The organism is Bacillota bacterium, from assembly GCA_040754675.1.
GTDB lineage: Bacteria > Bacillota > Limnochordia > Limnochordales > Geochordaceae > Geochorda.
The window spans coordinates 1-12,818 of the sequence record JBFMCJ010000062.1; the positions used below are offsets into that span (position 1 = coordinate 1).

The 12,818-nt window shown below is 69.0% G+C and carries 13 protein-coding genes; 7 read left to right on the top strand and 6 right to left on the bottom strand.

Annotated elements, in window-relative coordinates; all coding sequences use genetic code 11:
• Positions 1-348 (bottom strand): DUF4058 family protein (locus AB1609_05685; GenBank protein MEW6045959.1); only part of this gene is annotated, 348 nt, incomplete at its 3' end.
• 278 nt (positions 349-626) lie between these two features.
• On the opposite strand from AB1609_05685, the gene AB1609_05690 reads away from it, so the two are divergent.
• The 7 genes from AB1609_05690 (at position 627) to AB1609_05720 (ending at position 8,841) form a co-directional block, all read left to right on the top strand.
• Positions 627-1,508 (top strand): MurR/RpiR family transcriptional regulator, encoded by an 882-nt coding sequence (locus AB1609_05690; GenBank protein MEW6045960.1) that lies wholly within the window; start codon positions 627-629, stop codon positions 1,506-1,508.
• A complete protein-coding gene (locus AB1609_05695; protein MEW6045961.1) occupies positions 1,501-2,337 on the top strand; it encodes a PHP domain-containing protein in 837 nt (278 codons plus the stop codon). The genes AB1609_05690 and AB1609_05695 overlap by 8 nt, the downstream gene beginning before the upstream one ends.
• Positions 2,331-5,054: an alkaline phosphatase gene (locus tag AB1609_05700; GenBank protein MEW6045962.1), complete on the top strand. Its 2,724-nt coding sequence runs from the start codon at positions 2,331-2,333 to the stop codon at positions 5,052-5,054. The genes AB1609_05695 and AB1609_05700 overlap by 7 nt, the downstream gene beginning before the upstream one ends.
• The gene (locus tag AB1609_05705) at positions 5,011-6,300 is read left to right on the top strand and encodes an extracellular solute-binding protein (protein MEW6045963.1); all 1,290 of its coding nucleotides are present in this window, start codon (positions 5,011-5,013) and stop codon (positions 6,298-6,300) included. The genes AB1609_05700 and AB1609_05705 overlap by 44 nt, the downstream gene beginning before the upstream one ends.
• Positions 6,301-6,378: 78 nt before the next feature.
• Positions 6,379-7,275 carry a sugar ABC transporter permease gene (locus AB1609_05710; protein ID MEW6045964.1) on the top strand — a complete coding sequence of 299 codons (897 nt, stop codon included), beginning with the start codon at positions 6,379-6,381 and terminating at the stop codon, positions 7,273-7,275.
• Positions 7,272-8,093, top strand: coding sequence for a carbohydrate ABC transporter permease (locus tag AB1609_05715; GenBank protein MEW6045965.1), 822 nt, complete (start codon positions 7,272-7,274; stop codon positions 8,091-8,093). The genes AB1609_05710 and AB1609_05715 overlap by 4 nt, the downstream gene beginning before the upstream one ends.
• Positions 8,094-8,103: 10 nt before the next feature.
• Positions 8,104-8,841, top strand: coding sequence for an endonuclease/exonuclease/phosphatase family protein (locus tag AB1609_05720; protein ID MEW6045966.1), 738 nt, complete (start codon positions 8,104-8,106; stop codon positions 8,839-8,841).
• A 138-nt stretch (positions 8,842-8,979) separates the two neighbouring features.
• Here AB1609_05720 and AB1609_05725 read toward each other — a convergent pair whose 3' ends face one another.
• The 5 genes from AB1609_05725 to AB1609_05745 form a co-directional block, all read right to left on the bottom strand.
• Positions 8,980-10,137, bottom strand: a complete 1,158-nt coding sequence (locus tag AB1609_05725; protein MEW6045967.1) for a hypothetical protein — start codon at positions 10,135-10,137, stop codon at positions 8,980-8,982.
• Between the two features lie 54 nt (positions 10,138-10,191).
• The gene (locus AB1609_05730; GenBank protein ID MEW6045968.1) at positions 10,192-10,719 is read right to left on the bottom strand and encodes a M48 family metallopeptidase; all 528 of its coding nucleotides are present in this window, start codon (positions 10,717-10,719) and stop codon (positions 10,192-10,194) included.
• Positions 10,716-11,792 carry an Ldh family oxidoreductase gene (locus tag AB1609_05735; protein MEW6045969.1) on the bottom strand — a complete coding sequence of 359 codons (1,077 nt, stop codon included), beginning with the start codon at positions 11,790-11,792 and terminating at the stop codon, positions 10,716-10,718. Before AB1609_05735 ends, AB1609_05730 begins: the two co-directional genes overlap by 4 nt.
• A 32-nt stretch (positions 11,793-11,824) precedes the next feature.
• Positions 11,825-12,478, bottom strand: coding sequence for a CDP-alcohol phosphatidyltransferase family protein (locus tag AB1609_05740; GenBank protein MEW6045970.1), 654 nt, complete (start codon positions 12,476-12,478; stop codon positions 11,825-11,827).
• 96 nt (positions 12,479-12,574) lie between these two features.
• On the bottom strand, positions 12,575-12,818 hold a 244-nt coding region (locus AB1609_05745; protein ID MEW6045971.1), incomplete at its 5' end, for a PD-(D/E)XK nuclease family protein.

Genomic DNA, 12,818 nt, shown 5'->3' on the forward strand with positions numbered 1-12,818 from the left:
CTGCGCCGTTCGGATGGAGACAAAGCGTTCTCGGACTTCGTCACGCACCGCGACGGGCACGATGATGGGCCTGGTGGCCACGGCCGTACCGCCAGCGGCAGCCGAAGGCTCACTGGAACGTGGGGAGACCGCGGCCACCGAGATATCAGGCCGGTATAAGCTGGATGAGACGGGCGTGCCCTCCCACGCCACATAAACCCTCTCTTCCACCAGCGCCACGTAAGAAGGCCCGAGGCCCCGACGCAGCCAATCGCTCAGCGCTGTAACGAAGTGGGCGTGGAAGTCCGGCCAGAGACCGGACGTCTCTATCCTGGGATCAAGGCGAAGGAACTCGCCGTCTCGCTTCATTCTGCGGCGCCGCCCCTACCGTTCACCCTTGAGTGCCGGCAACGGTGACAGCTACCGGCAGCCCGATTATACCTCAGTCCGCAGAAGCCTGCCGCTCAAAGGCGCGTGGGCGCCGCGGCTCGAGGCGTGCAGGCAAGCGCGCCGGTTCTTTTCCTGCCAAAGAGGAATTTGGCTCTTTTTGTCGAACGCGCCGGCGGAGGCAGAAAACTTTTGTGCTTTTGCTTCGCGAAAGAAACATTTTGCTACTCTCTTCGAACCCACCCGGGAGGGCCCCTCGAGTGAGCCCCGACCGCCGCGTCAGCGCGACGGGCGAGGTTGCGCCGCCGCCCTGGGCGCAGCAGTGGCGGGGGCGCCTGCCTGAACTGCCGCCAGCACTTCAGCGGGTGGGCCACGTGCTCCTCGACCGGTTGATCCCGCCCGAGTCGCTGACCATCGAGTCGGTGGCAGCCGCCGCCGGCGTCAGTCCGGCCACGGTGGTGAGGTTCAGCCGCGACGTGGGCTACCGGGGCTTCAAGGAGCTGAAGGTCGCCATCCTGCGCCTGTATGGCCCGGACGAAGCGCTGCGCAGTCCCGCTGCCCCGCCAGAAGCCGCGCAGGCCGGCCAGGAGCCGGGTAGCCCGGCCTGGCTGGCCTGCCGGGATACCCTGCAGAAGGCTCGAGCGTACCTGGCCTGGAGCCTGGAGTCGCTGGACCCGGGCGCAGTCGAGCACGCGGCGTGCTTGCTGGCGCGCGCCCGGCTCATCGTCTGGTTCGGCGTGGGCGCTTCGGGCCTGCTCGCCAACGCGGCCGACTTCAAGTTCAGCATCGCCGGCTTCAACTGCCGGTCGGCTATCGAGCCTCAGGTGCTCATGGGTCTGGCCCCGCGCCTTGGTCCAGGGGACGTGCTGGTGGTCTTCTCCCATTCCGGAAAGACGAAGAGCGTCCTGGATCCTGTAGAGCACGTGCGCTCGCACGCCCGCCCTTCCGTCATCGCCGCCACCGATGCGGCGAGGAGCCCCCTGACCCGCCTTGCGGACGTGACACTGGTGACGGCCGACGAGCCGACCCGGCTCCCCGACCAGCAGCCGATCACCTTCCGTCCGTCCCAGGAGGCGCTCATCAACGCACTGCTGCTGGCCACGTTCCACTGCGCCGAGCGGGAGGGCGTCGGGCGTGGCTAGTCCCGCGGCCGTCGGCGGCGGTCAGTCTGCCGGGTTCCTGCTCATGGATCTCCACACGCATACCGCCGCTTCGGACGGCCAGGGGTCGGTCCGGGACGTCCTGCAGGCTGCCGCAGCCCGGGGCCTTTCGGCTGTCGCGGTAACGGACCATTTCATGGACGGGCGAAGGCCCGCGATCAGCGAGTCGCGGCTTCTCGCCCTGGTGCGGGTGGCCCGCAGGCATCCCCTGCCGGGCTACCCCGTGCTCCTTGCCGGGGCCGAGGTGGAGGCCCACACCGAAATACCGGCTGCACTCGCCAGGCGGCTCGACGTGCTGATCCGAAGCGTCCACTCGATCCCGGGTGCTCCCGAGGCGCTGTGGGCAGCAGAGCGATGGGAACGCTACAAGGAGGGGATCATTCGGGCCATCCAGATGCCCCACACCACCATCCTGGGCCACGTGGAGGGGTACCTCCCGCTCCCCGTCGGCGTCGGTGAGAACACCACGTTTGCAGAACGGCGAGCGCTCGAGCGGGAGGTCGCGCGCCGCTTCTTCGACGAGGCTTTTCAAGAGGCCGTCGCTGGCGCCGCCAAAGCCGCCGGGGTCGCCGTCGAGCTTCACGTCGCCACCCAGACGCCGCGCCCCGACTTCGTGCGGCGCCTGGTACGAGCGGGCGCGTACCTCTCCGTGGGATCGGACGCCCACGCCCCCGACCGCGTCGGCGACGTGACATGGGCCTACGAGCTGATCCGCGAGCTCGGCGTTCCGAAGGAGCTGCTTTACGTCCCGCCGCGCCTTCAACCTGCCCGTCACCCGGTTGAAGCACGTGGAGGGCAAGCCGCATGTTGAACCGTCACACCCGTGGGGCCGGGAGCGCGACGCTGGCCGCCTGGCTGGGGCCGGTTGCCGTCGTCGTGGCCATGGTCACGGCCATGACCACCGGACTTGCCGCCACCGCATCCGGCGTGGCGGCGGCCCCCGCTGGCACCTCGACTCCCCTGCAGATCATCCTGATGATCGGCGACGGGATGGGCCACGCGCACCTGGACCTGCTGAGAAGCCGAGGCCCTGCCCATCTCAACGAACTGCACATGCTGGCCTCCCTGCGCACCGCCTCGTTGTCGGGCATCACCGACTCGGCGGCTGCGGCCACGGCGCTCTCCACCGGGGAACGCACCGTCAACGGCAGGCTGTCCGTGAGTCCGGGCGGGCACCCGTGGCCCTCCCTCTTCGAGCGCGCCCGGAGGGCCGGTCTGCGCCTCGGCCTCGTTACCACGGTGGCGGTCACGGACGCCACCCCGGCGGCCTTTGCCGCCCATGCCGAGGACCGCCGCAACCACCGCACCGTAGCCGGGCAATACCTCGACCTGGGGGTAGACGTGATCCTGGGCGGAGGCGGTTATCACTGGACCCCGTCACTGTGGCCGCGCCGGGGCGAGGTGGCGCCTCTCGACAGGGCCACCGCCATGGGCTACGCGGTGGTGCGCCGGCGGGACGAACTGCTGAAGCTCATGGGCGGACCGCTACCGCCCGGGCAGCGCCTGCTGGGCCTCTTCTCGGACAGTTCCATGGCTTACGAGGCCGAGCGCCCGACCCACGAGCCCTCGCTCGCCGAAATGACCGACGCTGCACTGCGCGTCCTGAGCCGGGACGACGCCCCGTTCGTGCTGATCGTGGAAGCGGGCCGCATCGACCATCTGGGCCATGAAGGCCGGGTCGACGCCCTGCCGGCGGAGCTATCTGCCTTCGACGCCGCGGTCGACGTGGCCCTTCGCTACCTCGCGGAACACCCCGAGGCACTCCTGGTCGTAACGGCCGACCACGAGACGGGCGGCCTCAAGGCGGCCCCTACCGGGGAGTGGCGCTTCACCCGGGCCGGCGGCCACACCGGCGCGCCCGTGCCGCTGCTCGCAAAGGGAGCGGGGGCCGAGTACTTCTCCGGCGCCCTGCACCTCGCCGACGTGGGACGAACGCTGGCACAGCTGGTGGACTCCTGGCGGGACGAGTCTACCGCCATCACCGTCATGACCTTCAACATCCATGGCGGCATCGGCTCGGATCTGCGCTACGACCTGGAACGTCTCCAGAACCTTCTGAAAGAGTCAGGCGCCGACATCATCGCCCTCAACGAGGTGGAGCACGGGTCGGCGCGGGTGCACGGTGACCGGGTAGCTGACCTGCTGGCGCGTGCTCTGGGCTACGAGCACGTTTTTGCACCCACCCTGGGGACCGCCGGGAGCGGCTTCGGAAACGCGCTCCTCTCGCGCTTTCCCATCCTCACACAGACCACCGTCCCGTTGCCCGGCAAGTCCGGCTCAGAACCGCGCAACGCGATCTGGGCCACCTTGGACGTCAACGGCACGCCCCTCAACGTCCTGGTCACTCACTTCTCCACGCCCTCGGAGGGCAACGGCGTGGAGCAGGCCCGCGCCATCGAGCGGCTGGCGTTCGAGAAGGACTTCGGCGGAACCGGCGGCCCCGCGGTCCTCCTGGGAGATCTCAACTTTGTGCCCATGGACAGCCTGGAACTGGCGAGCCTTTCCGGGCGGTTCATGGACAGCTGGCCGCTTTACCGGCTGCTTTCGGCACCCTGGTGGCTTTCCCGGGCGGGATTCTTCGAGCGGGATTATCGCCGGGGCGGCTATACGTACGACGCCTTCGACCCGAGCCGCCGCATCGACTACGTCCTCACCACACCCGGGCTTCTGCCTGACCCGGCCGGCCCGACCCTCGTGTGGCGCACGATGGCCTCGGACCACCTGCCCTATCAGGTCACGCTGCGGTTGCCGCGGCGGCACTCGCCGGCGGGCCTGTCCCGGGTCAGGGCGGTACACCTCGAGGCTTACGCGCAGGCGCTGGCGGGCACTACCCTGCCACCCCCCTCCGGCAGGCCCGTGGTGGCCATCCACGCCGGCGAAGCCGCCGAGCGGTGGCTGGACCTCCTGGGGCGCCACCTCCCGGATGAGGTCGCCCGCATCGAGGACCTGGTCCAGGACGCCGGCATGGTGTCCCGCCGCCTCAACGACACCGAACTCTCGACACTGGCCTCTCCCGCCGCATCGGGCGTGAGCCTGCTCGTCCTGCCTTACGCCCGCGAGCTGACGGCCCGGCAGGAGGCGGCTCTCAGGCGGTTCGTCGCGGAAGGGGGCGGCCTTCTGGCGCTGGACGAGGCGGGGCTTTTACCCGCCGTACAGGAACTGGTGGGCTTTCGCCTCGCAGGGTGGCAGTTTTGCCCGCTCGGGGCCGAGCTTGCCCTGGAGAACAGCCGCACCGTGCCGCCACATGGGTTCTTCGTTTTGGAACCGTTTCCATATACGCAGGTGCTGGGTACCTGGATGCCGGTCGGTCCGCAGTACGCGGCCAACCGCCCTCTGGTGGTGGCCCGCGGCCGAGCCGCCTACGCGGCGGGGTTTCTCTTCGCGGAGGAGGTGATGGCCGAGGACCCGGTCTTTCGGAAGACGGTTTCGAGATTGCTGGGGGTTCTGACGGGAACCCTCCCGCGCCAAGAAGGGGTGAAGAGCCATGCAGGCGCGCTTGACACGGCGAGTGTCGGCTCTGGCCGGTAGGGCACTCGCCATCGCAGCCGGGCTGTTCGTACTGGCTGTGCCGGCTGCGGCGAAGGTTACGCTCGTTCACTGGCAGCACCATTCGCCCGCGCGCAAGGCGCTGGTCGAACAGTTCGCGCAGCAGTTCATGAAGGCCAACCCCAACGTCGTCATCCAGGTTGAATCCATCCCGTACGGCGATTACTTCAAGAAGTTGCTGCCCGCGCTGGCGGCCGGCTCGGGGCCCCACACGTTCCAGATCCCTGCCGGTGAGGTGCCCGCGTTCGTCGCGGCAGGCGTCGCGCAGCCGCTGGCCGCCAGCGTGATCAGCGGCGAGGCCATCGAGTCGCAGTTCGTGCCGGCCACCATCGCTCACTTCAAGCTGGATGGCCAGTACTACGCGCTGCCCACGGACGTTCAAACCATCGTGCTGTTCCGTAACCCTGAACTGTTCAAGCAGGCGGGCCTCGACCCCAACCGGCCTCCGGCTACGTGGGACGAAGCGGTGCAGGCAGCCTCCCGTATTCACCGGCGGGACGCTCAGGGACAGACCACCCAGATGGGCATCGCCACGGGCGGGTACGGCCCGGTGCTGCACACGCTCATGCTGCAGGCGGGGGCGTCGCCGTGGGACAGCGCTGCCGGCAAGCCGGTCTTCGACTCTCCCGAGGCCAGGAAGGGCATGCAGTTTGCCGTCGACCTGGTGGCCCGCTACGGGGTCGAGGACCCCAAGTTCGGGTCGCGCTGGACGGCGTTCCGGCAGAGCAAGCTGGGCATGGTCTGGGCGCACCCCGCGATGGTGGGCAGCTTCCGCGCCACGGTACCCGATCTCCGGTTCGAAACGAGTGAGGTGCCGGCCGCTGCGCCCGGCGGGAGCCGGACGTCGCTTCTGACGAGCTGGGCATACGTCGTCTCCACCCGCGCAAAGAGCAAGGCCGAAATGGAAGCCGCCACGCGGTGGGTCGTTTACCTGACCTCGGCGGATGCGCAGCGGCGGTGGACCGTCGAGACCGGGGAGCTCCCGGCCCACCGGGAGCTGCTCGCCAACCCCGAACTGCGAAGCGACCGGGTGCTGTGGGCAGGCCTGGACTCCCTGACGTCGGCCGTTGCCACACCCTGGCGCAGCCGCTCCATCACCGAGGAACTGCCGCACAAGGCGTACCAGATGATGCTGCTCGAGGGCAAGACGGCCGACGCGGCCCTCCGGTGGCTCCAGGGGGAGGCCATCAAGGCGGAGCTCGAGCAGCGAGAAAAGGAACAGATGTAGCAACCACGAGCAACAGGGGCGCGGGGCGGCGGCACGCCGGCGGCCGCCCCCGCACCCCCATCTGGGAGCGTTTGAGAGATGCAAGAGGCGTCCCGGATCCTCTACAGGGTGCAGCGCCAATCGGCTCCCTACCTCTTCGTGGCGCCGGCGGTCATCTTCTACCTGATCGTGACGGTCATCCCCATGGTCATGGGGTTCTGGATGAGCCTGCACCGGTGGAACATCATCGGTCGGCGCCAGATATGGCTCGGGCTCGGCAATTACGTCGCACTCTTTCACGACCCGTCGTTCTGGCGCTCCCTGTACAACAGCCTCGTCTACGCAGCCGGAGTCGTGCCGGCCGAACTCGTCGGGGGGCTTCTCGTCGCGGTGCTGCTCAACAGCGGCCTGCGGCTGCGCACCTTTTACCGGCTCATCTACTACCTGCCCGTCATCACGCCGGTGGCGGTGGCGGCCGTGATCTGGAGGTGGATTTACGACCCGTACTACGGCATCTTCACGTGGGCCGTGCGCACCGTGGGGCTTGGCCCTCGGGACTGGCTCAACGACACGCGAACGGCCATGACGGCCGTCATGATCGTGGCCGTCTGGGGCGGCATCGGCTTTCGAATGGTGGTGTTCCTGGCGGCGCTGCAGGGTATCCCGAGCACGTTCTACGAGGCCGCCCGAATCGACGGGGCGGACACGTGGCAGCTCTTCAGGGCCATTACCCTTCCGCTGTTGAAGCCCGCGGTGCTCTTCGTGCTCATTACGAGCTTCATCAGCTCGCTTCAGGTCTTCCCCCTCATCAACATTCTGACGGGCGGTGGGCCGCTGGATGCGACCCGCGTGGTGGTTTACGACATCTTCGACCGGGCCTTCGGTGACATGCGCTTCGGGGCGGCGGCGGCCATGAGCTTCATGCTCTTCGCCGTGATCATGATCATCTCGCTTCTGCAGTGGCGATTCCTCGGGCGGGACGTGACGTACGAATGAGGCGGTATCTCAAGTCTGCCACTGTCTACTTGCTGCTCTCGGCCGGCGGGCTGACCATGCTCGTCCCCTTCGCGTGGCTCATCCTCTCCTCCATCAAGCCGCTCCCGGAAGTGATGCGCTACCCGCCCACGTTCATCCCGGAGCAGCCCACGCTCGACAACTTCCGGCAGGTGTTCAAGACCGTTCCGTTCGGGCGGTACTACCTCAACTCCGTCATCGTATCGGTCCCGACCACGCTCGTCACCGTGCTGACCTGCACGATGGCGGGCTTCGGGTTCGCCAAGTACCGGTTCGCGGGGCGGTCGGTGTTGTTCTGGGTCATCCTGAGCACCATGATGATCCCCTACCCGGCCACCATCGTGCCCCTCTATGTGATGGCCCACCGCGCGGGGCTGGTGGACTCCTACGCGGGGCTCATCGTGGTGCACCTGTCCAGCGCTTTCGGCATCTTCATGATGCGCCAGTTCTTGAGCACGCTGCCTGACGAAATGATGGATGCCGCCCGGATCGACGGGGCCAGCGAAGCGCGCATCCTCGTTCAAATCGTGCTGCCTCACGCCAAGCCGGCCATGGCCGCCCTCAGCCTGTTCACGTTCACCGGGTACTGGAACGCCTACATCTGGCCCCTGATCGTGGTCAACTCTGAACGCCTCAAGACGCTGCCCATCGCCATCCCGGAGTTCTCCGGGCAGTACTTCAGCTTCCAGAACCTCATCAACGCGGCGTCGCTGATGGCCATCGCGCCGGTGCTCCTCATCTTCCTCCTCGCCCAGCGCTACATGGTCGAGGGCATCGCGTTCACGGGCTCGAAGGGGTAGCGGCCAGGCCATGCGGGTCATGACCTACAACATCCGCCACGCCCGCGGGCTCGACGGCCGGGTGGACCTCGGGCGGGTGAGCCGCGTCATCCGCGAGGTGAATGCCGACCTGGTGGGCCTGCAGGAAGTGGACCAGCACTGGGGGCTGCGCTCGGGTTTTGCCGCGCAGGCCGCCCGGCTGGCCGAAGGGCTGGGCATGCGCTGGGCGTTCGCAGCGGCCGTCCCCCGGAGGTGGCCCTTCCCGGCCGGGCGGCCCTGCGGGTTTGGCAACGCGCTCTTGAGCCGCTTCCCGGTCTTCGGGCACGAGGTCGTCACGCTGCCCCGGCACGGTACCCGGGAAAACCGCTGCCTGCTTGTGGCGCGGGTCGAGGCGTCCGGCCGGGAGATGGTGGTCGGGGTCACGCATCTGGGCCTGAGCCGCGAGGAGCGGCTCGTCCACGTTCAGACCGTACGACAGCGCCTCGAGCAGGCCGGCCTGCCCGTGATCCTCATGGGAGACTGGAACGACCGCCCCGGCTCTCCCGAGGTGACCGCCATCACGGCCAGGTGGCAGGACGCAGCAGCCGTGGCCGAGAGCCTGACCGGCACACAGCTTGCCACCTTCCGGTACGACTCCCGCGACGGGCGCCCGGACGTGCGCATCGATTACATCTTTGCCTCGCCGGAGTTTCGCGTGCACTCTGCCTGGACGGTGGAGAGCGAGGCGTCCGACCACCTGCCGCTGGTGGCCGATCTGGACTGGGTCTGAAGACGGGCCCTACCCGGACGAGATGCGCGCAGGACCGGAGGGCAGGAGCCGGGCTACTCCATCACCGGTGGACCCGGCAGGGGCGGGTTGCACGGGCGGCCCGCCGAAGATCGCATCCTGGCGGATGCCGTAGCCCCGTTACCGGCTCTCGGCGCTGCTCGCTTGGCTTCCGCGAGCCTGGCCCTCGTGGGCCAAGGGCGGCCCTGCCTCCACCAGGCGGTCGCCGATGAAGATGCGCACCTCCACAGGCGCAAGCCCGTACGCCGCTTCAAACCCCTGGCTGACCAGGCTGGCCTGGAATTGCCTCTCAACCGTCTCCACGTGCGCCTCGAGAAACCTTGCCGCCAGCGCCTGACCGCTCAGGCCCGGCCGCCCGTTTTGAATGACCCAGCGCCACGTCTCCTCGTCCACCTGCTCCGGATGGCTTTCGGCATAGCCACGGAAGTAATCCCGCAGTTCCTCGACGAACTGCCCGGCCTCCGGCCCGAGGTCTTCTTCCTTCTGACCCGCTGCGAAAAGCTGCAGCAGGAGCGCCAGCCTCTGAATCATGTCCGGGCGCTCGCCCTGGATCCGGGCGAAGGCCTCAGGCACGAGCAGCAGCCACGGATGGCGGCGGGCATACGCCTCCCACCGTACCAGGCGGGCGGCGACGTCTTCGCCGGGTGCGAAAGAGAGTTCAGAGGCGATGAACTGGAAGCGGGCAGGGAGGTCGCCGGTCAGGCGCTCGATCTGCGCGTCGAGGAACCTCTCGAAGGAGCCCCGCAGTCGCTCCGTCAGCACATCCCGGCGGCTCGCCGGAGGACCGGCAGGGGCCGTTCCGGAGAGGAGGTCGTCCTGGCGGGCATAGCGCTCGATGTCGCGCAGCTCCAGGCGCACGGCGACCTGCAGCTCCCGGTTCCACCGGGCGTCCGCCGCGGTACCGGTGAGCGCGTCTTTCCGCCAGCGGAACGTCGAGAACTCAACCGTGATGGGCTCGGCCCGCTCCAGCACCTCCTCCACCCGGCCAAACGGGGTGGGTTGCGTCCAGAACCAGAGGGTGCGCCGGCCTTCGTTGGAGACCACCCGGACGCGGTACGGGGGGCTCAAGGGGCTCAACAGCGACCCCGAACGCGCAAAGACTTCCCGGATGACGGCCGATCGCCCAGGGGGCAGCCGGTGCAGCCCCGCCGCCAGCGTTGCGGAAAGCGCCACGGCCCCCATCACCAGCGCCCCCACCGCGGTGGCAGCGGCCGAACGGCCGACGTAACAAAGCGCCCGGCGCACCAGGGGGAAGCGGACCCGCTCTTCGGCCTCCATAGGCCTCACCTTTTGTCGAATACCTTACAGGCCTATATGCCGGAGAGGTTCCACTCAGAACGGAAGCCATTCCATGAGCGTGCGCTCCTGGCGCCGCAGCCACCGGAGGCGAGCCAGGTAGTCGGGGCAGAGGCGGGCGAGGGTCGCCCAGAAACGGGGCGAGTGGTTGGGCACCTCGAGGTGCGTGAGCTCGTGCAGGATGACGTAGTCGAGCACCTCGGGCGGCACCAGCACGAGCCGGTAGTTGAACGACAGGTTGCCAAGGCTGGAGCAGCTGCCCCAGCGGGTGCGCTGCGCGCGGATGAACACGCTGCGGTACCGGAAGCCGTGCAGGGCGGCGAGTTGGGCGACACGGGCCTCGATGATGCGCCGCGCCTCGTTTCGCAGCCAGGCTGCCAGGAGTTCCGCCGTCGGCCGGCGCTCCTTCTGCGCCAGCAGCAGCCAGACGGTGCCGTTGAGGCGCACCAGGCGGCTGCGGCGAACGGGCGCCACTCGCACCTCAATCCGGTGCGGCCGGCCCTGGATGGGAATGACGCGCGCGCCGAGTGGCGCCGGCGGCGTCCTGGCGTGGCTGCGTTTCATTCCGGAAAGGCGAGGCCCAGCTCCGAGGCGAGGCTGGCCAGGCGCGCATGCAGGGCATCCGGGACGGGAATTCCCTCCCGGAGGCGCTCGGCACGCACCCGGGCGCCGCGCTCGCCCGGAACGCGGACGGGCTCGGCAGGGTCCTGCGGCGGAACGGCCCGCAGGCGGCGCGCCAGAGCGTCGGCCCGGCGCTTGAACGCTTCGGCCGGCATGAACGCGGCCACGTTGATGGCCGCGGCGAAGTGACCGGTGTTCTGGGGCGCCCCCTGGGACTCCCAGGCAATGCTGTCACCGAACCCTGCGCCCGTGAGCACCCCTGCCAGCACGTCGATGAGGATCCCCAGCGCGTACCCTTTGTAGCCCAGCGGCAATAGCGCCCCGGAACGGCCCGCCGCCGCATCGGTGGTCGGATGCCCCGCCTCGTCGACGGCCCATCCCAGGGGGATGGGCTCGCCGGCCTCGGCAGCGGCCGTAATGCGCCGGAACGCCACCACGCTCATCGCAAAGTCCATCGCGATGGGCGGCTCTTCGAGAGTGGGGATGGCGGCGGCCAGCGGCATGTTGTGCATGGCGCGGCGGGTGCCGCCGTACGGCGCCATGACGGCAGGGCCGTTGCTGCCGGCCAGCCCGATCATGTCGTGCGCCAGGGCCATCATCGCGTAATAGATCCCGGCGCCGAAGTGCGTCGAGCGGCGCACCCCCACCATCGCCACGCCCGCCTCCCGGGCGAGCGAAATGGCGTGCTCCATGGCCCGGTATTCGGCGAGCACGCCCAGGGCGTTGTCCGCGTCGAGCACCGCCGCCCCGGGCCCGCCGCCCGTCAGGCGCATGTCGGGCCGGGGGTTGTACACCCCTTTGCGCAGGTTGCGGGCGTACATGGGCAAGAGCGCAATCCCATGCGTGTCGACGCCTCGGAGGCTGGTCTCCACCAGGACGCTCGAGCAGATGGCGGCGTCCTGATCCGGCATGCCGGCGCGCACGAACGCGCTGCGGCAAAACTCGAGCGCCGCCTCCGGGCTGAGGTGCCGCCCGGCGGCGGCGCCCGCCTTCTTCGATTCGGCTGAGCTTTCCAACGCAACCCCTCCCCGTTGACTACGCTGCCCGGTTATCGGGGGTAGGCTCCGCCCGCCCGCAGTACTGCCAGGCCTGAGGCAATGGCCACCTCGGCGTACAGCAGGCCCCGGCCCGCCGCCACCAGCGAATCCTTGCGCGAAGTCACCCCGAGCAGAGCCAGCCAGAACCCGAGCACAACGGCCACGAACTGAAGCCGCCCGAACGTTGTCGGCCGCTCCACCATCGGGTGCCGCCGAATGAGGTTGGCGAGCACGGAGACGAGCTGCGGCAGCACCATAGCCGCCACCAGGTACTCGTCCAGCACCCCCTCCGCCAGGGCCATGACGCCCAGCCCCGCTCCCAGCACGGCGTCGGACACCTGGTCGAGCTGTGCCCCCGAGGCGCTGATACTTCCGCGCCGCCTTGCCAGCGGTCCGTCGATGAAGTCGGTGACCGCTGCCCCGGCCATCACCCAGACGACGACCCGCAGCGGCACTCCTGCCGCCCACAGCACCACCGATCCGCCGGCCAGCAAGAGCCGCAGCGCCGAAAGGTGGTCGGGGGTCACCCACGGCGGAATCCAGCGGAGCAAAAGCCAGAGCGCCGCGTCCCGCCATCGCTCCTCCTGGTGCGTGGCCTGCACCAGGGCGTCGGCCACAAGGCCGGGCGCGTTGGGATGAGCGGCCTTCCGGGCGGTCTGGTGCATCGGCGCGCCCCTTCTTCGCCTTTTCTACCAGGCTATTCGAATGCGTGGTAGATCTTCCCTGCGCCTGTCGTGGCGGGATGTTGCCGGCACACCGGGCTACCCCCGCGAAACGCCGGAGCCCACGGGGATGAGCAAGCCCAAGCGGACCGCGTACAGCCATACCTCCACCGTCCGAGCGTCGGCCAGCGCCCTCCGTACGCCTTCGGCGTAGGCAAGCGCCTGAGCGGCGTAAGCCGCCTTCAGCTCGTCGGGAGACTTCTGATCGGTCTTGTAGTCGATGACCCGCACCCGGCCATCCGCCCCGACACAGAGAAGGTCGATGCGCCCCTCGACCAGGCTG

Excerpts from the sequence above, each read along its gene's own strand:
- AB1609_05705 (MEW6045963.1), top strand. The coding sequence starts at position 5,011 with ATGCAGGCGCGCTTGACACGGCGAGTGTCGGCTCTGGCCGGTAGGGCA.
- AB1609_05720 (MEW6045966.1), top strand. The coding sequence starts at position 8,104 with ATGCGGGTCATGACCTACAACATCCGCCACGCCCGCGGGCTCGACGGC.
- AB1609_05715 (MEW6045965.1), top strand. The coding sequence starts at position 7,272 with ATGAGGCGGTATCTCAAGTCTGCCACTGTCTACTTGCTGCTCTCGGCC.
- AB1609_05700 (MEW6045962.1), top strand. The coding sequence starts at position 2,331 with ATGTTGAACCGTCACACCCGTGGGGCCGGGAGCGCGACGCTGGCCGCC.
- AB1609_05710 (MEW6045964.1), top strand. The coding sequence starts at position 6,379 with ATGCAAGAGGCGTCCCGGATCCTCTACAGGGTGCAGCGCCAATCGGCT.
- AB1609_05740 (MEW6045970.1), bottom strand. The coding sequence starts at position 12,478 with ATGCACCAGACCGCCCGGAAGGCCGCTCATCCCAACGCGCCCGGCCTT.
- AB1609_05725 (MEW6045967.1), bottom strand. The coding sequence starts at position 10,137 with ATGGAGGCCGAAGAGCGGGTCCGCTTCCCCCTGGTGCGCCGGGCGCTT.
- AB1609_05730 (MEW6045968.1), bottom strand. The coding sequence starts at position 10,719 with ATGAAACGCAGCCACGCCAGGACGCCGCCGGCGCCACTCGGCGCGCGC.